Genomic DNA, 19,509 nt, shown 5'->3' with positions numbered 1-19,509 from the left:
ACATTCCGAGAAGCCGGCCAAGACGGCCAAGGTGGATAAAGCGGCCAAGTCCGGGCAAGCCGAAAAACTCTCCCCGATGATGCAGCAGTACACCGGCATCAAGGCGGACCACCCGGACACGCTGCTTTTCTACCGGATGGGCGACTTCTACGAGCTGTTCCATGACGATGCCGAGAAGGCCGCTCGGCTGCTCGACATCACGCTGACCGCACGCGGCCAGTCCGGTGGCGTACCCATCCGCATGGCGGGCATCCCCTTCCACTCGGCGGATCAGTACCTCGCACGACTGGTCAAGCTGGGCGAATCCGTGGCGATCTGCGAGCAGATTGGCGACCCGGCCACCAGCAAGGGGCCGGTCGAGCGCAAGGTCGTGCGAATCGTGACGCCGGGCACGCTGACCGATGCCGCGCTGCTGTCGGACAAGGTCGACTCGTTCCTGATGGCCGTCCACCAGCAGACCACGCGACGCGGCGTCAGCAAGACCGGTCTCGCATGGCTGAACCTCGCCAGCGGCGAACTGCGGCTGATGGAATGCGATGGCGCGCAACTGTCGCGCGAACTGGAACGTGTCCGCCCCGCCGAACTGCTTTACGCCGATGGCATCGAACTGCCCGCCCTGGCCTGTGCGCGCACGCGGCTGCCCGAATGGCATTTCGACCAGGAAGCCGGCACGCGGCGCCTGCGTGAGCAGATCGGTGTCGCCAGCCTGGAGCCGTTCGGCTGCGCAGGACTTGGCGCGGCACTGGGTGCTGCGGGCGCGCTGCTCAACTACGCGGCAAGTACGCAGGGCCAGTCCTTGCGCCACGTGCAAGGCGTGACCGTCGAGCGCGAATCGGAGTTCGTGGGCATCGACACCGCCACGCGCCGCAATCTCGAACTGACCGAGACGCTACGCGGCGGCGAATCGCCCACGCTGTTCTCGCTGCTCGACACCTGCTCCACGACAATGGGCAGCCGCGCGTTGCGGCACTGGCTCCATCATCCGCTGCGCGATCCGGCACTGCCACGTGCCCGTCAGCAAGCCATTGGCGCGCTCATCTCACAAGACCCCGACGCTGTCCGGTCGCATCTACGCAAGCTGTGCGACGTCGAGCGCATCACGGCGCGGCTCGCACTGCTGTCGGCACGGCCGCGAGACCTGTCGGCCCTGCGGGATACGCTGCGTGGCCTGCCGCTGGTACAGGCCAGTGTCACCTTGGCCGATGACGCCGCGCTGCTGGCCGAGACGCTCGAGGAACTCGATGTCCCGCAAGACTGCCTGGATCTGCTGGCGAGCGCCGTGGCAGACGAGCCGTCGACCGTGATTCGCGACGGCGGCGTGATCGCGCGCGGCTATGACGCGGAGCTAGACGAACTGCGCGACATCTCAGAAAACTGTGGGCAATTCCTGATCAGCCTGGAAACCCGCGAGCGCGAACGCACCGGCATTTCCAATCTGCGCGTCGAGTACAACCGCGTGCATGGCTTCTATATCGAGGTCACGAACGGACAAGCCGACAAGGTACCCGACGACTACCGGCGCCGCCAGACGCTCAAGAACGCCGAGCGCTACATCACGCCAGAACTGAAAGCCTTCGAGGACAAGGCGCTGTCGGCGCAGGACCGTGCGCTGGCACGCGAGAAACAGTTGTACGAGGCGCTGCTCCAGACGCTGCTGCCGCATATCGGCAGCCTGCGTCGCGTGGCCGCCGCGCTGGCGCGTCTCGACGTGCTGGCCACGCTCGCGGAGCGCGCGCGAACGCTGGACTGGACACAGCCGGAACGCGTGACCGAGAACGTGATCGACATCTCGCAGGGCCGGCATCCGGTGGTCGAGGGCCAACTGGCGGCGGAGTCGGTCGCGTTTATCGCCAATGACTGCCACCTCACGGAGGCGCGCAAGCTGCTGCTGATCACCGGCCCGAACATGGGCGGCAAGTCGACGTTCATGCGCCAGACCGCGCTGATCGTGTTGCTGGCCTGCGTGGGCGCCTGGGTGCCCGCACGCCGCGCCGTGATCGGTCCCGTCGATCGCATCTTCACGCGCATTGGCGCCGCCGACGATCTGGCGGGCGGGCGCTCGACGTTCATGGTCGAGATGACCGAGGCCGCCGGCATCCTGCACAACGCCACACCGTCGAGCCTTGTCCTGATGGATGAAATCGGACGCGGTACATCGACGTTCGATGGCCTGGCACTGGCGTGGGCCATCGCGCGGCACCTGCTGTCGCACAACCGCAGCCATACGCTGTTCGCCACGCACTACTTCGAATTGACGCAGCTGCCGCAGGAGTTCCCGCAGGCCGCCAACGTCCACCTGTCCGCTGTGGAGCATGGCGACGGCATCGTGTTCCTGCATGCGGTGCAGGACGGTCCGGCGAGCCAGAGCTACGGCCTGCAGGTGGCGCAGTTGGCTGGCGTGCCACAGCCGGTGATTCGTGCCGCGCGCAAACATCTGGCGTGGCTCGAACAGCAGTCGGCCGATGCCACGCCGACACCGCAGATGGACCTGTTCGCCGCACCGGCCACGCCGCTGGACGACGAGATGGAAGTGCCCGCGCCGATGCAGACACAGGTCATGGGCGAATCTTCCGCTGCGCTCGACGCGTTGGAGGAAATCGATCCGGACAACCTGTCGCCGCGCGATGCGCTGGAAGCGTTGTACCGGCTCAAGACGCTCGCGCAGTCCGCTACCCGGCCATGACGGCACCTTGCCCGACTGGCTCGACCTGCCATGGCCGGCGCGCGCTCGGCGTCGCGCTCCTGACCGTCGTATGCAGCGCGTGGCTGAGCATACCCGGCCCGGCCTACGCCGCTCGTACCACTGCGGTTCGTCCCCCGCCCGCGCCGGTGGTCCAGCCGACGCGTATCGGACTGATTGCCGACGTGCCGCAATGGCCGGAGGCCGAGACTGACGCCTCTGCGCTGTTCGATCTGATGAACGCCCGACAGATGGCGCTGATCATCCATGCAGGTGGCATCAAGGGCGATACCGAATCGTGTGCGGACACCATTCTGGGTGCGCGGCAGCGCGTGCTGGATGACTCGCCTGCGCCGCTGCTCTTCGTGCCCGGAGAAACCGACTGGGCCGAATGCCACAAGCCCGTCAACGGCAAGTTCGACGCCGTTGAGCGCCTGAACCGCCTGCGCGAACTGTATTTTCCGGTGGACACGACGCTGGGCCGTCGAACGCTGCCGGTGATCCGGCAGTCGGACCAGGCGATGTTCCGCAGCTTCCGCGAGAACGTGCGGCTGATAGTGGGTGGCGTGATGGTAGTGGGCCTGAACCTGCCCGGCGACAACAACCACTATCGGAGCGAGGGCGGCCGAAACGGCGAGTTCGAGGACCGTCGCGAAGCCAACCGGCAATGGCTGCATCGCGCGTTCTCGGTGGCCAAGCAACGCGACCTGCCCGGCATCCTGGTGGTGGCGCATGCCGACCCGGAGTTCGGGAATGGTTGGGAAAAGCGCGGCAAGCCGTCGCTGCTCGATGGCTTCATGCGACGTGGCACCCGCGACGGCTATCTGGAATTCAAGAATCAGATGCGCGAACTCAGCGCAAAATTTCCGGGACAGGTGCTGCTGATACACGCCAGCGACAGCGGCTTCAGCATCGACAAACCCCTGAAGGACAAGGACGGCAAGATCCTCGGCAATTTCACGCGCGTATCGCTCCCGATCGGGACGCCATCCCGTTGGGTCGAATTGACTGTCACGCCCAACACACGATCGGTTTTCCAGGTGACGCTGCAGGATGGGCCGAAAAACAACTGACCAGGATCAAACGAAGTGGATGGCAGACAAACAGTCTGCGCAGCCAAGCAAAAAGCCGGCAAATGCCGGCTTTTTGCTTGCTTCTTGCGATGACCTGTCGCGTATCGCCCGGAAGATTCGTAAGGGAATCGAGAGTGGATCAGTGCAGCGTGCGCGGGCTTTCGCCTTCGCCGTCGTCGTCTTCGTCAACGACTTCGATGCCCGAGGCACCGTGGGCGTGGCCATGCTCGACTTCGTCGTCGGTGGCTTCACGCACTTCGGAAACTTGCAGCCAGAAACGCAGGGCCATGCCGGCCAGCGGGTGGTTGCCGTCAAGCACCACCTTGTCTTCCGCCACATCGGTCACGGTGTAGACGATCGTATCTTCATCGTCGCCGTCTTCGGGTACGCCCTCGAACTGCATGCCAACTTCGAGCGGCTCGGGGAAGCGGTCACGCGCTTCCACCTTGACCAGTTCAGCATCGTAGTCGCCAAATGCGTCTTCGGGTTCGAGCTGCAGCTGGGTTTCGAAACCGACGTCGTGGCCGTCCAGCGCTTCCTCGATCTTGGGGAACGTGCCATCATAGCCGCCGTGCAAATAGACCATGGGCTCATCGGACTCTTCGATCAGATTGCCCTGCGCGTCCGACAGCTTGTACATCACGGACACCACCGTGTTCTTAGCGATTTTCAATTCTTGACTCCATGAGCGATTCCGCATTATACGCGCAGGCCCTGCCTGCGGGACCCATTGATCCTGACGCGCCGCTCACGCTGCTCGGGGGCATGACACCCGCGGCATTCATGCGTGACGTCTGGCACCGCAAACCGTTGCTGATTCGACAGGCCGTGCCTGGAATCGTGCCCCCAGTGTCGCGCGAAGCGCTTTTGGAACTGGCGGACCGCGACGATGTGGAATCGCGGTTGGTGTCGTACTTTCGCAACCGCTGGAAGCTCGAACATGGACCCTTCTCGGAGGACAACCTGCCGTCACGAAAGACTGGCAAGTGGTCCCTCCTGGTCCAGGGCGTGAACCTGCACAACCAGGCCGCGGCAGACCTGATGAGCCAGTTCCGCTTCGCGCCCGATGCACGGCTCGATGACGTGATGATCAGTTACGCGACCGATGGCGGTGGCGTGGGACCGCACTTCGATTCCTATGACGTGTTCCTGCTGCAGGTATCGGGCCGGCGCCGCTGGCGGATTTCGTCACAGACGAAGCTCGACCTGATCCCCGACATGCCGCTCAAGATCCTCGCCGACTTTACCGCCGAAGAGGAATGGGTCCTGGAGCCAGGCGACATGCTCTACCTGCCGCCGCAGTATGCGCATGACGGCGTGGCCGAAGGCGAGTGCATGACCGCATCCATCGGCTTCCGCGCCCCCACCTACCGTGAACTCGCCGGGCACTTTCTGGCCTGGTTGTCCGAGACCGTGGAAACCAACGAAGGGCTCGATGGCCGCTATGCCGACGCAGGCGAAAAGGCCACATCGACCCCGGCAAAGCTCCCGGCCGGGCTGGCCCGCGCCGTGACGGAGCGGCTACAGGCACTACGCTGGAACGCCGCCCTGGTCTCCGAGTTCCTGGGCAGCCACCTCTCCGAGCCCAAGGCGTCGGTGCAGTTCAACGAGGTCGAAGAGATCACGTTGAAACAGTACATGAAGCTGGCCAAGGCGCATGGCGTGGTCCTTGCTCCCGGTACGATTGCGCTCTACGACCGCACGAGCTTTTTCCTCAACGGTGAAGCCTACGAGCCGCCGCCGACGCTTGCGATGTGGCTGCAACGTCTGGCGGACAATCGTCAACTGACCGCAAAGGAAGTCAACGCATGTGCTTCACTGCCGGACCTGATGGACACATTTCATGACTGGACCATGGAAGGTTGGCTGCAATTGGCACCTCCTTCGGTGTAATAATGCGTAACAGGGCGAACCAGAAGATTTCGGCTATACACAAGCCGGGGAAACGCGGATATAATCGCCCGCTGGCTAGTACTGTGGACCACTGCACGGTCGGCACCCGGGAGAGCCTATATTTGCAGTACAAGAGCGATAATTACCGGTAATTATTCATCGCCTGTTTTCGTTTTATTAAAAGTTAAAGGACGAACAATGAAGAAGTCTCTCCTGATCGCATCCCTGCTGGCTGCAGTTGCTCTGGCCGCCTGCGGCAAGAAGGAAGAAGCAGCTGCTCCGGCCGCTGACACGGCAGCTTCGGCTCCGGCTGCTGCCGCTCCGGCTGCTGACGCATCGGCTCCGGCCGCTGCTCCGGCTGCTGACGCATCGGCCCCGGCCGCTGACGCCTCGGCCCCGGCTGCTGACGCTTCGGCTCCGGCTGCCAAGCAGTAATCGGATTCTTCCGATAAAAAAGCCGACCTTCGGGTCGGCTTTTTTATTTCCGGATTATGTCGGAACCCCACCAAATACAAGGTTGCCGACTGCAGGATTATGACCGCACGGACTGCCAGCCCAACCCCTCGTCCTGATCCGCGATGAGAATGTCCTGAGCCAGGACACCCAGCACCCCAGCGAGCGCATCCCCCACCAGTTCTCGCGTGTTGTTCTGCTTGCTCAAATGGGCCGCCACCACGCCTGAGAGCTGTGGATGGTTGACCTGGGACAGAATGCTGGCAGCGATGTCATTCGCCAGATGGCCGAAATCGCCGCCGATGCGACGCTTCAGCGAGTACGGATAGACCGAATTGCGCAACATTTCACGGTCATGATTGCACTCCAGGACGAGTGCATGAACGCCCGCCAGCCGCGCCGTCACATACGGCGTCTCCATGCCCGCATCGGTGAGCACACCCAGTCGCACCTGGCCATCGGTAAGTACAAATTGCAATGGCTCGCGCGCATCGTGCGGCACTGTATAGGGGTGGATCTGCAAGCCGCCGACGGAGAACGCGTGGTCGGCGCAACACACCCGGACATCCGCCGCGTCGGCGCCTCGCATGTGCGAGGTCGCCAGCCAAGTCCCATGGCTCGTATGCACGGGCAATTTGTGACGGGCTGCGAACGCGTACGCCGAGCCGACATGGTCGCCATGCTCATGCGTGACGAGCACCGCGTCGAGCTGATCCGGCGTGACGCCCAACCGCTCCAGCCGCCGCGCAGTCTCCTTGATGCCAAAACCGCAATCGAGCAGCACCCGCGTGACCGCAGTGCCTTCCGTGGCTTCTATCAGCAGGGAGTTGCCGTCGCTGCCGCTCCCCAAAAAAGCAAAGCGCATCATCGATGCGCTCGCTGGGGAAGATGCCCGACGGCGGGCGCCGTCGGCATCGAACCAATACAAACTACGGTCATCAGTGCAGCTGTTCGTCGAGCAGCGACAGAATCCGCTTGCCGATCTCGGTGTTCTCCGGCTGGCCGGCATCGTTCTGCACAGTCACCGTGGTGCCCGTACCGCTGCCCTTCAGCGACACGCGATACTTCTTCGCGGTCTTGCCATCGTTGGCCTTGGTGAAGATCTTCGAGAGGAAGCCACGATCATCCACAGCCTGCTTCGGGTCCACGTAGCGCACGTAGTACAGGCCCTGCGCACGGTCGCGGTCTTCCACTGTGAAGTTCACGCGGTCGAGCGAAAGACCCACCGAACGCCAGGCGCGATCGAACGGCTCCGGCAGTTGCAGCGCCGGAGCGCCATTGACCTGCGACAGGAACGACTTGCCGTCGCCCTGGCTGGCCGCAGCGCCCGTAGCAGCGCTGGCGGCAATGCCGGTCGCTGCGCCCGACGGTGCCGGCGCAGCGGCTGCTGCGTTGCCCACCGGGGTCGGATTCTTGGCCATCAGGTTGGCCTGCTCCTTCTGCACGCCGAGGCGCTGGGCCAGACGCGAGAGGAATTCGGCTTCCAGTTCCGGATCTGCCGGACGCGGCGTCCAGACGGTCGACGACTTGTCTACGCCCGTCAGTTGCTCCTGCGCACCGCGGTGGCTGATGAACACTTCGAGCTGGCCGTTCTGGGCACGCTCGACGCGCGTGCGGAACTTGTCGCGCTCAGACGTCGAGTACAGGCCGTCGAACACCTTGCCGATGGTGTTGCGGATGATGTCCTGCGGAATCTTGGCGCGGTTCTCCGCCCAATCCGTTTCCATGATGCCGGTCTGCGGCGAATCCTGCGTCAGCAGGAAGCCGTTTTCCTGCCAGAAGCCGCGCAGCGACTCCCACAGCTGATCGGCACGCATGCCGTTGCTGACCACGAGCCAGCGCTGATTGCCGTCGCGCTCCATGCGGATGCCCTGGGCGTTCGGCAGCACGTTGGCGCCGGGTTCGGCTTCGCGAGTCTTGGTGGCCTGCTGGTAGTTCGACAGCGTGGACGTGCCCGCAGCGTCAGGCACCGTGTAGCGGCGGTCGCCATCCAGCTTGGTCAGGTCCGGCGGAATGTCCAGCGATGCGGTCTTCTTGCCCTGGGACTTGTAGTCGATCTTGTCGGGCTGCATGGCCTCGTTGATGCTGCTGCAGCCAGCGGCCAACAGGGTCAGGGCCAGCACGGGCGCAACCACGGCGACACGGCGGACTTGCGTCGCGCCGCGACGGTTAAGCTTCTGTTTCATTGACACGTAATCCTGGTTTCAAGAATCGGCGAATAGCCGAACGTTCAGCCGGCGAATCTCAGCCAAGCAGGCCGGCCGCTGCCAGCGCGCGGCGCACGGTTTCATGCTGCCCCTCAGCCAGCGGGGTCAGCGGCAGGCGGATACCGCCGGCCATCTTGCCCATCTGCTGGAGTGCCCACTTCACCGGAATCGGATTGGCTTCCACGAACATCGCGCGGTTCAGGCCGATCAGTTCCATGTGCAGGCGGCGGGCCGTGACGACATCGCCCTTCAGTGCCGCCACGCACATCTCATGCATCTTGCGCGGCGCCACATTGGCGGTGACCGAGATATTGCCATGACCGCCCAGCAGAATCAGCGCCACTGCGGTGGGGTCATCGCCACTGTAGATGGCGAAGCCTTCCGGGACGTCCTTGATCAGTTGCGCGGCGCGGTCGATATTGCCCGTGGCTTCCTTGACACCGACGATACCCGGTACCTGCGCCAGGCGCAGGATGGTGTCGTTGGCCATGTCCGCAACGGTGCGGCCAGGCACGTTGTACAGCAGCACGGGCAGTTCCACGGCTTCCGCAATGGTGCGGAAATGGCGGTACATGCCCTCCTGGGTCGGCTTGTTGTAGTACGGCACGACCTGCAGCGATGCATCGGCACCCACCTGCTTGGCGAAAGCCGTCAGTTCGATGGCTTCGCGCGTGGAGTTGCCACCGGTGCCGGCGATGATGGGCACGCGGCCCGCAGATTGTTCGACCGCCACGCGGATCAGTTCGCAGTGCTCCTCGACGTTGACCGTCGGCGACTCGCCCGTGGTACCCACGATCACGATGCCATCGGTGCCTTCTGCCGCGTGCCAGTCGATGAGGGCGCGCAAGGCCGGGTAATCCAGGCTGCCATCCTCATGCATCGGGGTGACGATGGCCACGATGCTGCCGGTAATCTGTGTCATAGCTCAAGGAATCGGAAATTCGAAACAACCGGGATTGTACCGGAACCGTCAGGCGCTCCGGACCCCCGACGATGAGGGAAAACGTGAGCACGCGTAACCGCTGGTCCGGCCAGCGGCACAAGGGGCGCGCGGGCGCGTCACCCGGGCAGTCTGTAGCGTGGCGGCGCCGCCGCGCCAGAAGCGTCGCCGGCCTCGGAAACCGCACAAATCCGCTGCACGAAGGCCAGTTTCGGCGACTCCACCAGACCGTCCTCGAAACCCACGACGCGCAGCCGCCCATGCGTCACATCGAGCAATTCGCCCGGCTTCAGCAGGAACTCGGGCCGGGAGGGTTTGCCAATCGTCTCGTTGCCGGCGGCGAAGGTTTCATAGATCAGCACGCCGCGCGGCGCCAGCGCATCGAGCAGGTGTGCCCAGAGCGGCCTGTGCAGATAGTTCGTGACGACGATGGCATCGAAAGTACCCGCATCCGCCAGCGGCCAGCTACCCAGTTCGAGGTCCGCCACCCGCCCTTGCACGGATGCAGGCAGGCGGGCGATCGCTTCGGCATCGCGGTCCACAGCCAGCACGCGGAAACCCTGTTCCGCCAACCAGGACGCGTGCCGGCCGTTGCCGCAGGCCAGGTCAAGCACCCGGCCGCCCGGCTGGATCAGGTGGGTCCAGCGGACCAGCCACGGTGAGGGCACGGTGGGTGGGACAGGCGTGGGATGCAGGAGCGTCATGGGGACAAACCGGGGAAATTCGACTGTCGAGAAGGCGGCGGCGTTACTGAAGAACCATCAGCACGGGTTTCAGCATCAGCTCGACCATCGACAGCAGCACGGTCATCACGGGCTGCATCCAGATCTGCGTGATCACTCCGGCCGCCACCAGCGCCAGCACGATGAAAATACCGTATGGCTCGACCTTGCCCACGGCTTCGGCGGCGCGGCGCGGCAGGAAGGCGGTCAACACCCGGCCGCCGTCGAGCGGGGGAATCGGAAACAGATTGAACGCGGCCACTACCGTATTGACGATGATGCCGGCGCGCGCCATCTGGCTCCAGAACGGCTCCTGCACATGACCCACCGCCAGCGCCAGGGCAACCAGCGCCCACAGGAACGCCTGGATGATATTGCTGGCCGGACCCGCCAGCGCTACCCACATGCCATGCCAGCGCGGATTGCGCAGGTGGCTGAACACCACCGGCACGGGCTTGGCAAAGCCGAACACGAACTGGCCGGCCGTGAGCACATACAGCAGTAGCGGAACGGCCACCGTGCCGATCGGATCGATATGGCGAATCGGATTCAGGCTCACGCGGCCCAGCAGCCAGGCCGTGTCGTCGCCGAAGTATTTCGCCACGAAACCATGGGCGGCCTCATGGAGCGTGATGGCCAGCAACACCGGCAGGGCATAGACCGCAATGGTCTGGACGATCGAGGAATCCATCAGGTCATTCTAGAGGGCTGGTGACCAGCATAACTGCCGGCCGTGTCGGCGCATTGTGCGGTATGTATCAAATAACGGGATGGATCAGCGCCGCATGGGCGCCCTTTCAAACGGCGGCATCCAGACCAAAACGCTCGATATCGCCCCGTCCGGCGCGGATCAGCTCGGGCTCACCACCGGTCAGGTCGATCACGGTGGTGGGCTGCGCCGGCGCTGCGCCGCCGTCGATCACCAGATCGAGCTGCCTTTCGAGCCGTGCCCGGATCTCGGCCGGATCGTTCATGGGCGCCTCGTCCCCCGGAACCTGCAGCGTCGCCGAAATCAGTGGCTGACCCAACTCCGCCAGCAGCGCCAGCGGAATCGCTTGGTCCGGCACCCGCACGCCGATTGTCTTGCGCGCGGGATGCGATAACCGTCGCGGCACTTCCTTGGTGGCTTCGAGGATGAACACGTAGGGCCCCGGCGTAGCACCCTTGATCCAGCGGTACTGCCGGTTATCGACCCGCGCAAAGTTGCCGAGTTCCGACAGATCGCTGCACATCAACGTCAGATGATGCCGGTCGTCAATACCGCGCAGCCGGCGCAGGCGCTCCACGGCTGCCTTGTCGTCAAGCGGGCAAGCCAGCGCGTAGCTGGAGTCCGTGGGCAGCGCGATCAGGCCGCCCTGGCGCACGATCTGCGCAGCCTGCTTGATCAGGCGCGACTGCGGGTTGTCGGGATGGATCTCGAAGAACTGTGACATGAAGCGCGGAAATCCCCAGCGTACGTTGGATGCGTTGGATGGCTTACCAGTTGTGCCAGATCGGCGTGACGGTCGAGGGCAGCGGCGGCAGCGTCCCAAGTTCCACGCGGCCCTCGCCGGGTCCGTGGAAATCGCTGCCGCGCGAGGCCATCAGCCCGTAGTGCCGCGCCACGTCGACATACCGCCGGTACTGGTCCGGTGTATGGCTGCCGGTGACCACCTCCACGGCGCGGCCACCCAGTTGCGTGAACTCATCGAATAGCGCGTCGTGCTGGGTATCGGTGTAGTTGTAGCGGCCCGGATGCGCCATGACCGGAATGCCGCCCGATGCGCGAATCCAGCCGATTGCCTCGGCGAGCGTGGACCAGCGGTGCGGCACGAAGCCCGGCCGGCCTTCCGAGAGATATTCGCTGAACACATCGCTGATGGTCTTGCAGTAGCCTTCGTCTACCAGCCAGCGCGCAAAGTGGGTGCGCGAAATCAGGTCAGGGTTACCGACATGGCGCAGGGCGCCCTGGTAGGCGTCGGCAATGCCGATCTTCGCCAGCGCCTCACCGATATCCTGCGCACGGCGCGCACGGCCATCGCGCGTGCGCGCCAGCCCGTCAATCAGTTCCGGATGGAACGGGTCGATCTGCAGGCCCACGATATGCACGGTTTGCCCGGCCCACGTGACCGAGATCTCGACGCCGGGCACATAGCGCATGCCGAGTGCCTCGGCGGCGGCGCGCGCCTCGGTCTGGCCGCCCACTTCGTCATGGTCGGTCAACGCCCAGAAGGCCACTCCGCCTGCGTGCGCCCGTGCGGCCACCTCGGCGGGCGCGAGCATCCCGTCGGACACGGTGGAGTGGCAGTGCAGATCGGCGTTGATGGCGTGGGGGTTTTGCATGGCGATCATTCTACTCCCGGCAGGGGTTTTTGGCCCTGTCGCTAGCGGTGGCGTTGTACGGATGGCGAACTAGCGCGAGGTATGATGGGCGCCTGTTTCGCTCTGCCCTGCCTCTGCCATGTCCGCCACTTCCTCCGATACTTCCGACACCACCCAGACCGACGTACTGATCATCGGTGCAGGGCCGGTCGGCCTGTTTGCGGCCTTCCAGGCCGGCGTGCTGGGGCTGCGCTGCGAGCTGATCGACGTGCTGGACCGCGCGGGCGGTCAATGCACCGAGCTCTACCCTGAAAAGCCCATCTACGACATTCCCGCCGTGCCAGGCTGCCTGGCACAGGATCTGGTGGACCGGTTGCTCGAGCAATGCGCGCCATTCGATTTTCCGATGCACTTTGGCCAGCGCGCCGAATCCGTGACCGACATCACCGGCGCCGACGGCCACCCGCGCCTGCTGGTGACCACGGATACCGGCAAGCGCTTCGACGTGGCGGCGGTGCTGATCTGTGCCGGCGCCGGAGCTTTTGCGCCGCAGCGCGTCTCGCTGCCCGAGGCCGCAGCGCTGGAAGACCGTCACGTGCATTACGCCGTGCGCGATGTTTCGCGCTTCTCCGGCAAGCGTGTGATCGTGGCCGGTGGCGGCGATTCCGCGCTGGACTGGGCCATGGCGTTGCGCAAGGTGGCCTCGCGCGTGACGCTGCTGCACCGTCGGGAGGGTTTCCGTGCAGCCGATCACACGGTGAACGCCATGCGTGCATCGGTAGCGGCTGGCGAGATGGACTTCGTAGTCGGCATGCTAGGCAGCCTGCAGACCGATGACGCAGGCGCGCTGGCGAGCGCGGGCATCAAGTCGCGCGATGGCGACCAGACGATTGCCGCCGACGAACTCGTGGCGCTCTATGGACTGGTATCCGAACCTGGTCCGATCGCCCACTGGGATCTCGACATGCACGCGGGCCGCATCCATATCGACAACACCACAACCTATGAAACCTCGCGTCGCGGCATCTTTGCGGCGGGGGATATTGCGGTGTATCCAAACAAGCAGAAGCTGATCCTGTCGGGGTTCCATGAAGCCGCGCTGGCGCTGCGTAAGGCTTACCACTACGCCTTCCCCGACAAGGCGCTAGTGCATATGCATACGAGCAACAATCCGGGGTTGAAGGCGAAGTTGACGCAGTAATCTCCTCGCGGAACTAACTCCCCTCTCCCGCGCGCGGGAGAGGGGTTGGGGGAGAGGGCCGGAGGTTCTGCTTGCCAGCTTGTCGCAATTTGAAATGCTGGCCCTCTCCCCCGCCCCTCTCCCGCCATGCGGGAGAGGGGAGAAAACCGCCGGCAAACTAGGGCTCCAAAAACCCCTCGATCAACCCCGCCACCACCTTAGGCTGGTCGTGGTGCAGCATGTGCCCTGCATCCTCCACGATGACCTCCCTGAAGTCCGGGAACGCGCGGAAGCGCTCCCTGAATTCCTCGATGCTCTGCTTGTGGGCGATGTGCTTGAGCGTCTCCGAGTCTCGCGCTTCCACGTGCAGCACCGGCGCTGTGACCTTTTCCCAGATGGCCATGATCTCGTCGATCCGATACAGCGTGGGATTGGTCATCTTGTGCGCGGCGTCGCCAAGGATCTCCCAACGGCCCTCATCGTTACGACTCGACCAGTGCGTGGCCAGAAAGGCGGCGCGGTCGTCGGGCAGTCGTGGGTTGGTCTTCTGCAGCCGCGCGGCCACCGCGGCCTGGCTCTCGTAGGTTTTCAGCACCGGCGCCTCGCGCAGTTCGTCGAGCCAGCGCGCCAGGCGGCCTGGCGCCTGGTCCGGACGCGTGCGCGTGAGTCCGAAACCCTCCAGGTCCACCACGCGGCGCACCCGCTCTGGCCGCACGCCGGCATAGATGCAAACCACGTTGGCGCCCATGCTGTGGCCCACCAGATCCACCTGCCCTTCCGGCTGATAGTGGTCGAGCAGCGCTTCGAGGTCGGCCACATAGTCCGGGAACCAGTAAGACCGCGTGCCGGGATGGCGCGTGGGGTATTCGGTCTCGCCAAACCCGCGCCAGTCCATCGCAATGACGTGCCAGTCGCGCTGGAGTTCATCGACCAGGAACTGGAACGAGGCCGCCACATCCATCCAGCCATGCAGCATGAAGAGTTTGGCCGCGCCGGGTTGTCCCCAGTGGCGGACGTGCGTGCGCAGCCCACGCAGCGTGATAAATTCGGAACGCGAAGTTTCCGTGATGGTCATGGTGTCTACCCTCGGTGCCCGGGTCTTCTGATGCGCGTGCAGCGGTTGGGTATCCATCGCACAGCCGCCCGGAGAAAAAATAGAACGATCGTTCGCTCGGCGGATTATAGCCACAACAGCGGCCCGCCTGCAGCGACACGAACCAGACACACAGGAGACCATGGCATGACCGCCTTGCCGGCCACGCGTCGTGACGACTATCACGCGCTGCATGACTCGTTCCGCTGGAACGTGCCCGAAACCTTCAATCTGGCCGAAGTCTGCTGCGGCCGCTGGGCGCGCGATCCCGCCACGGCGGACCGTATCGCCGTGCACACCGAGCACGAGGACGGGCGGCGTGCCTCCTACACCTACGCGCACATCCAGGCCGAGGCCAACCGGCTGTCTCGCGCGCTGCGCGAGCTTGGCGTGCAGCGCGGAGACCGCGTGGCCATCGTGATGCCGCAACGCATCGAGACCGTGATCGCCGGCATGGCCGTCTACCAGCTTGGTGCCGTGGCCATGCCGCTGTCGATGCTGTTCGGCCCGGAAGCGCTCTCCTACCGCATCGACCATAGCGAAACCCGCATTGCCATTGCCGACGAGACCTCGATCGACAACCTGCTGGCCGCCCGGCCCGATTGTCCGACGCTGAAGACCATCATCGGCGTGGGCAGCGCCATCGGACGCGGCGATGTCGACTGGGACACCCTGCTCGCCGCGCAGCTTCCCGAGTTCACCGCCGAGCAGACCAAGGCAGATGAAGCCGCCGTGCTGATCTACACCAGTGGCACCACCGGCCCGCCCAAGGGCGCGGTGATTCCGCACCGCGCGCTGATCGGCAATCTGACCGGCTTCGTCTGCTCGCAGAACTGGTATCCGCAGGACGACGATGTGTTCTGGAGCCCCGCCGACTGGGCGTGGACCGGCGGCCTATGGGATGCGCTGATGCCCGCGCTGTACTTCGGCCGACCAATTGTCGGTTATCAGGGCCGCTTCACGGCCGAGCGCGCGTTCGAACTGCTCGAACGATACGGTGTGACCAATACCTTCCTGTTCCCCACGGCGCTCAAGCAGATGATGAAGGCGTGTCCGACACCTTCGGACAAGTACGACCTCAAGCTGCGCGCGATCATGAGTGCCGGCGAGGCCGTGGGCGAGACCGTGTTCACATGGTGCCGCGATGCGCTCGGCGTGATCGTCAACGAGATGTTCGGCCAGACCGAGATCAACTACATCGTCGGCAACTGCACGGCGCAATACGATGACGATCGCCTGGGATGGCCCGCACGTCCCGGCTCGATGGGACGTCCCTACCCTGGCCACCGCGTGGCCGTGATCGACGAGGACGGCAAGCCCTGCCCGCCCGGCGAGGACGGCGAGGTGGCGGTCTGCGCCACCGATATCCACGGGCATCCAGACCCGGTGTTCTTCCTTGGTTACTGGAAGAACGACACCGCCACGGCGGGCAAGTATTCGGAATATGGCGGCCTGCGCTGGTGCCGCACGGGCGACCTCGCGCGCATCGACGCGGATGGCTACCTCTGGTATCAGGGCCGCGCCGACGACGTGTTCAAGTCATCGGGCTACCGGATCGGGCCGAGCGAGATCGAGAACTGCCTGCTCAAGCATCCGGCGGTATCGAACTGCGCCGTGGTGCCCTCTCCGGACCCGGAGCGCGGTGCCATCGTCAAGGCGTTCATCGTGCTGACACCGGCCGTGGCACGATCCTTCGACAACGACGCGGCGCTGGTAGCCGAACTGCAGCAGCATGTGCGCGGTCAGTTGGCGCCGTACGAGTATCCGAAGGCCATCGAGTTCATCGACCAGTTACCGATGACCACAACTGGCAAGATCCAGCGCCGCGTGCTGCGGCTGCAGGAACAGGAGCGCGCGCAAAAGGCGCAGGGCTCGGCGAGCGCCTAACCTGCCGAGGCTTCGAGCCAGGCCAGTTCATCCTCGTCGAACCCGGCCGCGCGGCGGGCGTCGAGGTTGAACGGGCCGCGCAGCTTCGGCGCCTTGTACTGTTCCGACAGTTGCGCGTAGGTAGCCACCGGTTCCAGGCCGCGCTGCGTGCAGAGCCAGCGGTACCAGTGGTTGCCGATGGCGACGTGGCCCACCTCGTCGCGCAGGATGATGTCGATGATGGCGGCGGCAGCTTCATCGCCCGCCTCGGCCAGTTTGGCGCGGACCGGTGGCGAGGCGTCCAGTCCGCGCGCCTCCAGCGTGCGCGGCACCAGCGCCATGCGCGCCAGCACATCGCCCGAAGTCTTGTCGGTCATTTCCCAGAGGCTGTTGTGCGCCGGAAAATCGCCATAGCTGGCGCCCAGTGTCTCCAGGTGATCCGCCAGCAACGTGAAGTGATACGCCTCCTCGTCGGCCACGCGCAGCCAGTCGCGGTAATAGTCCGTCGGCATCCCGTGGAAACGCCACGCCGCATCGAGCGCGAGGTTGATCGCGTTGAATTCGATATGGCAGAGCGCGTGGATCATGTTGGCCCGGCCTGCCGTGGTGTGGATGGAGCGGCGCCGCGTGACCTGCTGCGGCGGCACCAGTTCGGGGCGCTCGGGCCGGCCCGGGAGTGCCAGGGCTGGGTCCGCCACGAGGACGTCATCGGCGTCCACTACGGTTTGCCCGTTACCCAGCGCCGCATAAAGCTGGCGCGCGGCGACGACCTTGGCCCTGGCATCGGTCATGCATAGCACCGTCAGGGCTTGTCGGCGCGCCGAAAGTGGCGATTCGGCGGGGTGGACGGGTGCAATCACTGGCATAGGCGTAAAATTCGGGAAGCCGCCATTGTAGAGCCTCGCCGGCACGTCGCCGGTGGCGAATCCGGCCCAGCCCCAGGCTCTTTTAATCGGCGCGGCCATCCCCAATTACACGCATCAGGCAGGAGACCCCATGGCGCTTTACCAGCTCGGCGATATCACCCCGTCCATTCACGAACACGCCTATGTGGCGGCAGAAGCCACCATCATCGGCAACGTGACGCTCAAGGCGCGCGCCAGCGCATGGCCGGGCGTGGTAATCCGTGGCGACAACGAGCCAATCGTCGTGGGCAAGGACACCAATATTCAGGAAGGCTCCGTGCTGCACACCGACCCGGGCCGTCCGCTGACGCTGGGCAACAAGGTGTCGGTAGGCCACCAGGCCATGCTGCATGGCTGCACAGTGGGTGAAGGCTCGCTGATCGGTATCCAGGCCGTGGTGCTCAACGGCGCCGTAATCGGCCGCGAATGCCTTGTTGGCGCCGGTGCCGTGATTACCGAGAACAAGGTGTTCCCGGACCGCTCGCTGATCCTGGGCGCGCCCGCCAAGGTGGTGCGCGAACTGACCGATGACGATGTGGCCAACCTCTATCGCAACGCCGAAACCTATGCGAAGCGACAGGCCGTTTACAAGACCGAACTCAAGCGCATCGGCTAACGCCGAGCGCATCAACGCAAGAAAGACAGACCCGTGACCGCTTCCTCGAATCCCGACACCCTCCAGAAATTCCTGTTCGACGCGGCTCCCGTGCGCGGCGAACTGGTCCGCATGGAGGCCACCTGGCAGGAGGTGTTGAACCGCAACGCCTATCCGGCGCCAGTGCGCCGCCTGCTGGGCGAGATGATGGCGGCTGCGGCGCTGCTGTCGGCCAACCTCAAGTTCAACGGCGCCCTCATCATGCAGTTGCACGGCGATGGTCCGGTGCGCATGCTGGTGGTGGAGTGCCTCTCCGACATGTCGATGCGTGCCACCGCCAAGATCGCCGAAGATGCCGAACTGGCCGATGACGCTACGCTGAAGCAACTCGTCAATGTGCATGGCAAGGGCCGCTTCGCGATCACGCTCGACCCGCAGGACAAGCTGCCGGGGCAGCAGGCTTACCAGGGCATCGTGCCGCTGGCCGACGAACACGGTCCGCTGGCCACCATGACCGAGGTGCTCGAACATTACATGCAGGCGTCGGAGCAGCTCGACACACGGCTCTGGCTGGCCTCGAACGATCAGGTTTCTGCAGGCATGCTGCTCCAGAAGCTGCCGTCGTACGGCGGCACGATCGAAGCCCAGGTTGGGGAAACAGGCGCCCCGCTCGACGAACAGGGCCGCGCGCAGGACCTCGACACCTGGGACCGCGCCTGCCAGCTCGGGGCCACGCTCAAGGAAGAGGAGTTGCTGGCGGAATCGCCCGATACGCTGATTCGCCGGCTGTTCTGGGAAGAACTGGAAAACGCCGGCCTGCGCGTCTTCGAGCCGATGACGCCGCACTTCCAGTGCTCATGCTCGCGCGAACGTGTGGGCGCCATGCTGCAATCGCTGGGCCGCGACGAGATCGAAGGCATCATCGCCGAACGTGGTGAAGTGGAAATCCATTGCGACTTCTGCGGCCAGCGGTATGCGTTCGATCCCGTAGATGCGGCGCAGTTGTTTACGGCGCCGGTGGCAACGGGTGCGGGGGAAGGGGCGAAACAGCAGCATTGATCTGCCGCTTGCCGATGTCTTGCTCCCCTCTCCCATAGGGAGAGGGGAGAAAACCGAGAGCGTAGAGAAACGCACCGTACGGAACCCCACACAGGGTTCCGCGGGTCCAATGGCATGCTTGGTATCTGGCTGCCGAAGGAGTCCGACATGACAGCGACAATTCGTTGCACTTCCCTGCTGACCGCTGCTGCGGCCCTCGCCATCCTTGCCGGATGCGCGGCGCCCGTGCCGCGCGATATGGATGGTGTGCCGGCCACGGCGCGCCTGGCACCGGGATCGATCCCGCCGGCCCCGCTCAGCGAGGCCGAACGCCAACGACTATCTGCCCAGAACCAGCAAATCCTGCGCGAGCAAGCCACGGTGATGGCGAGCGAACAGCAGGCCGCAGCCTGGAGCCGCGCGGCGTACGCGTATCCGAATACCAGCTTCAGCCTGTTCTACGGCGGATGGGGTGGTGGAAATTGGGGCGGCGGCGTGGGAATCAGCTCACCGGGGTATGGCGGATACGGATGGGGTGGATACCCCTATGGCTGGTGGTAAGC

19 protein-coding genes are annotated in these 19,509 nt (G+C 64.7%); 9 read left to right on the top strand and 10 right to left on the bottom strand.

Going from position 1 to position 19,509, the window contains the following annotated elements:
* Positions 1 to 76 precede the first annotated feature (76 nt).
* Positions 77 to 2,683: a DNA mismatch repair protein MutS gene (mutS, locus tag FFS21_RS18720; protein WP_171020443.1), complete on the top strand. Its 2,607-nt coding sequence runs from the start codon at positions 77 to 79 to the stop codon at positions 2,681 to 2,683.
* On the top strand, positions 2,680 to 3,753 hold the full coding sequence (locus tag FFS21_RS18715) for a hypothetical protein (RefSeq protein ID WP_249359485.1): 1,074 nt from the start codon (positions 2,680 to 2,682) through the stop codon (positions 3,751 to 3,753). The genes mutS and FFS21_RS18715 overlap by 4 nt, the downstream gene beginning before the upstream one ends.
* 139 nt (positions 3,754 to 3,892) lie before the next feature.
* Here the strand turns inward: FFS21_RS18715 and FFS21_RS18710 are convergent, their stop codons facing one another.
* Positions 3,893 to 4,426: an FKBP-type peptidyl-prolyl cis-trans isomerase gene (locus FFS21_RS18710; RefSeq protein ID WP_137926277.1), complete on the bottom strand. Its 534-nt coding sequence runs from the start codon at positions 4,424 to 4,426 to the stop codon at positions 3,893 to 3,895.
* An 11-nt stretch (positions 4,427 to 4,437) separates the two neighbouring features.
* Here FFS21_RS18710 and FFS21_RS18705 point away from each other — a divergent pair, with 11 nt between their 5' ends.
* Both FFS21_RS18705 and FFS21_RS18700 read left to right on the top strand, forming a co-directional pair.
* Entirely contained in the window at positions 4,438 to 5,646 is a 1,209-nt protein-coding gene (locus tag FFS21_RS18705; RefSeq protein ID WP_171020441.1) for a ribosomal protein uL16 3-hydroxylase, read from the top strand.
* A gap of 198 nt (positions 5,647 to 5,844) precedes the next feature.
* Positions 5,845 to 6,081 carry a hypothetical protein gene (locus FFS21_RS18700; RefSeq protein ID WP_084003951.1) on the top strand — a complete coding sequence of 79 codons (237 nt, stop codon included), beginning with the start codon at positions 5,845 to 5,847 and terminating at the stop codon, positions 6,079 to 6,081.
* Between the two features lie 97 nt (positions 6,082 to 6,178).
* On the opposite strand, the gene FFS21_RS18695 is transcribed toward FFS21_RS18700, so the two are convergent.
* The 7 genes from FFS21_RS18695 to FFS21_RS18665 form a co-directional block, all read right to left on the bottom strand.
* Complete coding sequence (locus FFS21_RS18695; RefSeq protein ID WP_137926276.1) at positions 6,179 to 6,967, bottom strand: MBL fold metallo-hydrolase; 789 nt, start codon at positions 6,965 to 6,967, stop codon at positions 6,179 to 6,181.
* 70 nt (positions 6,968 to 7,037) lie between these two features.
* Positions 7,038 to 8,285 (bottom strand): NlpB/DapX family lipoprotein, encoded by a 1,248-nt coding sequence (gene bamC / locus FFS21_RS18690; protein ID WP_137926275.1) that lies wholly within the window; start codon positions 8,283 to 8,285, stop codon positions 7,038 to 7,040.
* Between the two features lie 58 nt (positions 8,286 to 8,343).
* Entirely contained in the window at positions 8,344 to 9,228 is an 885-nt protein-coding gene (gene dapA, locus FFS21_RS18685; RefSeq protein ID WP_137926274.1) for a 4-hydroxy-tetrahydrodipicolinate synthase, read from the bottom strand.
* Between the two features lie 137 nt (positions 9,229 to 9,365).
* Positions 9,366 to 9,950, bottom strand: a complete 585-nt coding sequence (locus tag FFS21_RS18680) for a class I SAM-dependent methyltransferase (RefSeq protein WP_137926273.1) — start codon at positions 9,948 to 9,950, stop codon at positions 9,366 to 9,368.
* Between the two features lie 43 nt (positions 9,951 to 9,993).
* Positions 9,994 to 10,659 (bottom strand): site-2 protease family protein, encoded by a 666-nt coding sequence (locus tag FFS21_RS18675; RefSeq protein ID WP_137926272.1) that lies wholly within the window; start codon positions 10,657 to 10,659, stop codon positions 9,994 to 9,996.
* Between the two features lie 106 nt (positions 10,660 to 10,765).
* The gene (locus tag FFS21_RS18670) at positions 10,766 to 11,401 is read right to left on the bottom strand and encodes an L-threonylcarbamoyladenylate synthase (protein WP_137926271.1); all 636 of its coding nucleotides are present in this window, start codon (positions 11,399 to 11,401) and stop codon (positions 10,766 to 10,768) included.
* Between the two features lie 43 nt (positions 11,402 to 11,444).
* Complete coding sequence (locus FFS21_RS18665; protein WP_137926270.1) at positions 11,445 to 12,290, bottom strand: 3',5'-nucleoside bisphosphate phosphatase; 846 nt, start codon at positions 12,288 to 12,290, stop codon at positions 11,445 to 11,447.
* 118 nt (positions 12,291 to 12,408) lie between these two features.
* On the opposite strand from FFS21_RS18665, the gene FFS21_RS18660 reads away from it, so the two are divergent.
* Positions 12,409 to 13,470, top strand: a complete 1,062-nt coding sequence (locus tag FFS21_RS18660) for an NAD(P)/FAD-dependent oxidoreductase (protein WP_137926269.1) — start codon at positions 12,409 to 12,411, stop codon at positions 13,468 to 13,470.
* 157 nt (positions 13,471 to 13,627) lie between these two features.
* Here FFS21_RS18660 and FFS21_RS18655 read toward each other — a convergent pair whose 3' ends face one another.
* Entirely contained in the window at positions 13,628 to 14,524 is an 897-nt protein-coding gene (locus tag FFS21_RS18655) for an alpha/beta fold hydrolase (protein ID WP_137926268.1), read from the bottom strand.
* 165 nt (positions 14,525 to 14,689) lie between these two features.
* On the opposite strand from FFS21_RS18655, the gene FFS21_RS18650 reads away from it, so the two are divergent.
* Entirely contained in the window at positions 14,690 to 16,429 is a 1,740-nt protein-coding gene (locus FFS21_RS18650) for an acetate--CoA ligase (RefSeq protein WP_137926267.1), read from the top strand.
* Here the strand turns inward: FFS21_RS18650 and FFS21_RS18645 are convergent.
* A complete protein-coding gene (locus FFS21_RS18645) occupies positions 16,426 to 17,274 on the bottom strand; it encodes a ferritin-like domain-containing protein (protein ID WP_137926266.1) in 849 nt (282 codons plus the stop codon). The genes FFS21_RS18650 and FFS21_RS18645 overlap by 4 nt on opposite strands.
* A 130-nt stretch (positions 17,275 to 17,404) precedes the next feature.
* Here FFS21_RS18645 and FFS21_RS18640 point away from each other — a divergent pair, with 130 nt between their 5' ends.
* From FFS21_RS18640 to FFS21_RS18630, 3 genes are all read left to right on the top strand, one after another.
* The gene (locus tag FFS21_RS18640; protein WP_137926265.1) at positions 17,405 to 17,929 is read left to right on the top strand and encodes a gamma carbonic anhydrase family protein; all 525 of its coding nucleotides are present in this window, start codon (positions 17,405 to 17,407) and stop codon (positions 17,927 to 17,929) included.
* A gap of 33 nt (positions 17,930 to 17,962) precedes the next feature.
* Positions 17,963 to 18,967, top strand: coding sequence for an Hsp33 family molecular chaperone HslO (gene hslO, locus FFS21_RS18635; RefSeq protein ID WP_137926264.1), 1,005 nt, complete (start codon positions 17,963 to 17,965; stop codon positions 18,965 to 18,967).
* A gap of 147 nt (positions 18,968 to 19,114) precedes the next feature.
* Positions 19,115 to 19,507: a hypothetical protein gene (locus FFS21_RS18630; RefSeq protein ID WP_137926263.1), complete on the top strand. Its 393-nt coding sequence runs from the start codon at positions 19,115 to 19,117 to the stop codon at positions 19,505 to 19,507.
* The last annotated feature ends 2 nt before the right edge of the window (positions 19,508 to 19,509 follow it).

Origin of the sequence: Cupriavidus sp. 2SB (assembly GCF_005503625.1) — a bacterium.
Taxonomy (GTDB): domain Bacteria; phylum Pseudomonadota; class Gammaproteobacteria; order Burkholderiales; family Burkholderiaceae; genus Cupriavidus.
This window is presented reverse-complemented; position numbering and strand designations above follow the sequence as displayed.

Bases quoted from the DNA above. Each gene is read 5' to 3' on its own strand.
- FFS21_RS18665 (WP_137926270.1), bottom strand. From the start codon at position 12,290: ATGCAAAACCCCCACGCCATCAACGCCGATCTGCACTGCCACTCCACC.
- FFS21_RS18660 (WP_137926269.1), top strand. From the start codon at position 12,409: ATGTCCGCCACTTCCTCCGATACTTCCGACACCACCCAGACCGACGTA.
- FFS21_RS18705 (WP_171020441.1), top strand. From the start codon at position 4,438: ATGAGCGATTCCGCATTATACGCGCAGGCCCTGCCTGCGGGACCCATT.
- mutS (WP_171020443.1), top strand. From the start codon at position 77: ATGATGCAGCAGTACACCGGCATCAAGGCGGACCACCCGGACACGCTG.
- FFS21_RS18700 (WP_084003951.1), top strand. From the start codon at position 5,845: ATGAAGAAGTCTCTCCTGATCGCATCCCTGCTGGCTGCAGTTGCTCTG.
- FFS21_RS18640 (WP_137926265.1), top strand. From the start codon at position 17,405: ATGGCGCTTTACCAGCTCGGCGATATCACCCCGTCCATTCACGAACAC.
- dapA (WP_137926274.1), bottom strand. From the start codon at position 9,228: ATGACACAGATTACCGGCAGCATCGTGGCCATCGTCACCCCGATGCAT.
- FFS21_RS18680 (WP_137926273.1), bottom strand. From the start codon at position 9,950: ATGACGCTCCTGCATCCCACGCCTGTCCCACCCACCGTGCCCTCACCG.
- FFS21_RS18655 (WP_137926268.1), bottom strand. From the start codon at position 14,524: ATGACCATCACGGAAACTTCGCGTTCCGAATTTATCACGCTGCGTGGG.
- FFS21_RS18715 (WP_249359485.1), top strand. From the start codon at position 2,680: ATGACGGCACCTTGCCCGACTGGCTCGACCTGCCATGGCCGGCGCGCG.
- FFS21_RS18650 (WP_137926267.1), top strand. From the start codon at position 14,690: ATGACCGCCTTGCCGGCCACGCGTCGTGACGACTATCACGCGCTGCAT.
- bamC (WP_137926275.1), bottom strand. From the start codon at position 8,285: ATGAAACAGAAGCTTAACCGTCGCGGCGCGACGCAAGTCCGCCGTGTC.
- FFS21_RS18630 (WP_137926263.1), top strand. From the start codon at position 19,115: ATGACAGCGACAATTCGTTGCACTTCCCTGCTGACCGCTGCTGCGGCC.
- FFS21_RS18670 (WP_137926271.1), bottom strand. From the start codon at position 11,401: ATGTCACAGTTCTTCGAGATCCATCCCGACAACCCGCAGTCGCGCCTG.
- FFS21_RS18695 (WP_137926276.1), bottom strand. From the start codon at position 6,967: ATGATGCGCTTTGCTTTTTTGGGGAGCGGCAGCGACGGCAACTCCCTG.
- FFS21_RS18645 (WP_137926266.1), bottom strand. From the start codon at position 17,274: ATGCCAGTGATTGCACCCGTCCACCCCGCCGAATCGCCACTTTCGGCG.
- FFS21_RS18675 (WP_137926272.1), bottom strand. From the start codon at position 10,659: ATGGATTCCTCGATCGTCCAGACCATTGCGGTCTATGCCCTGCCGGTG.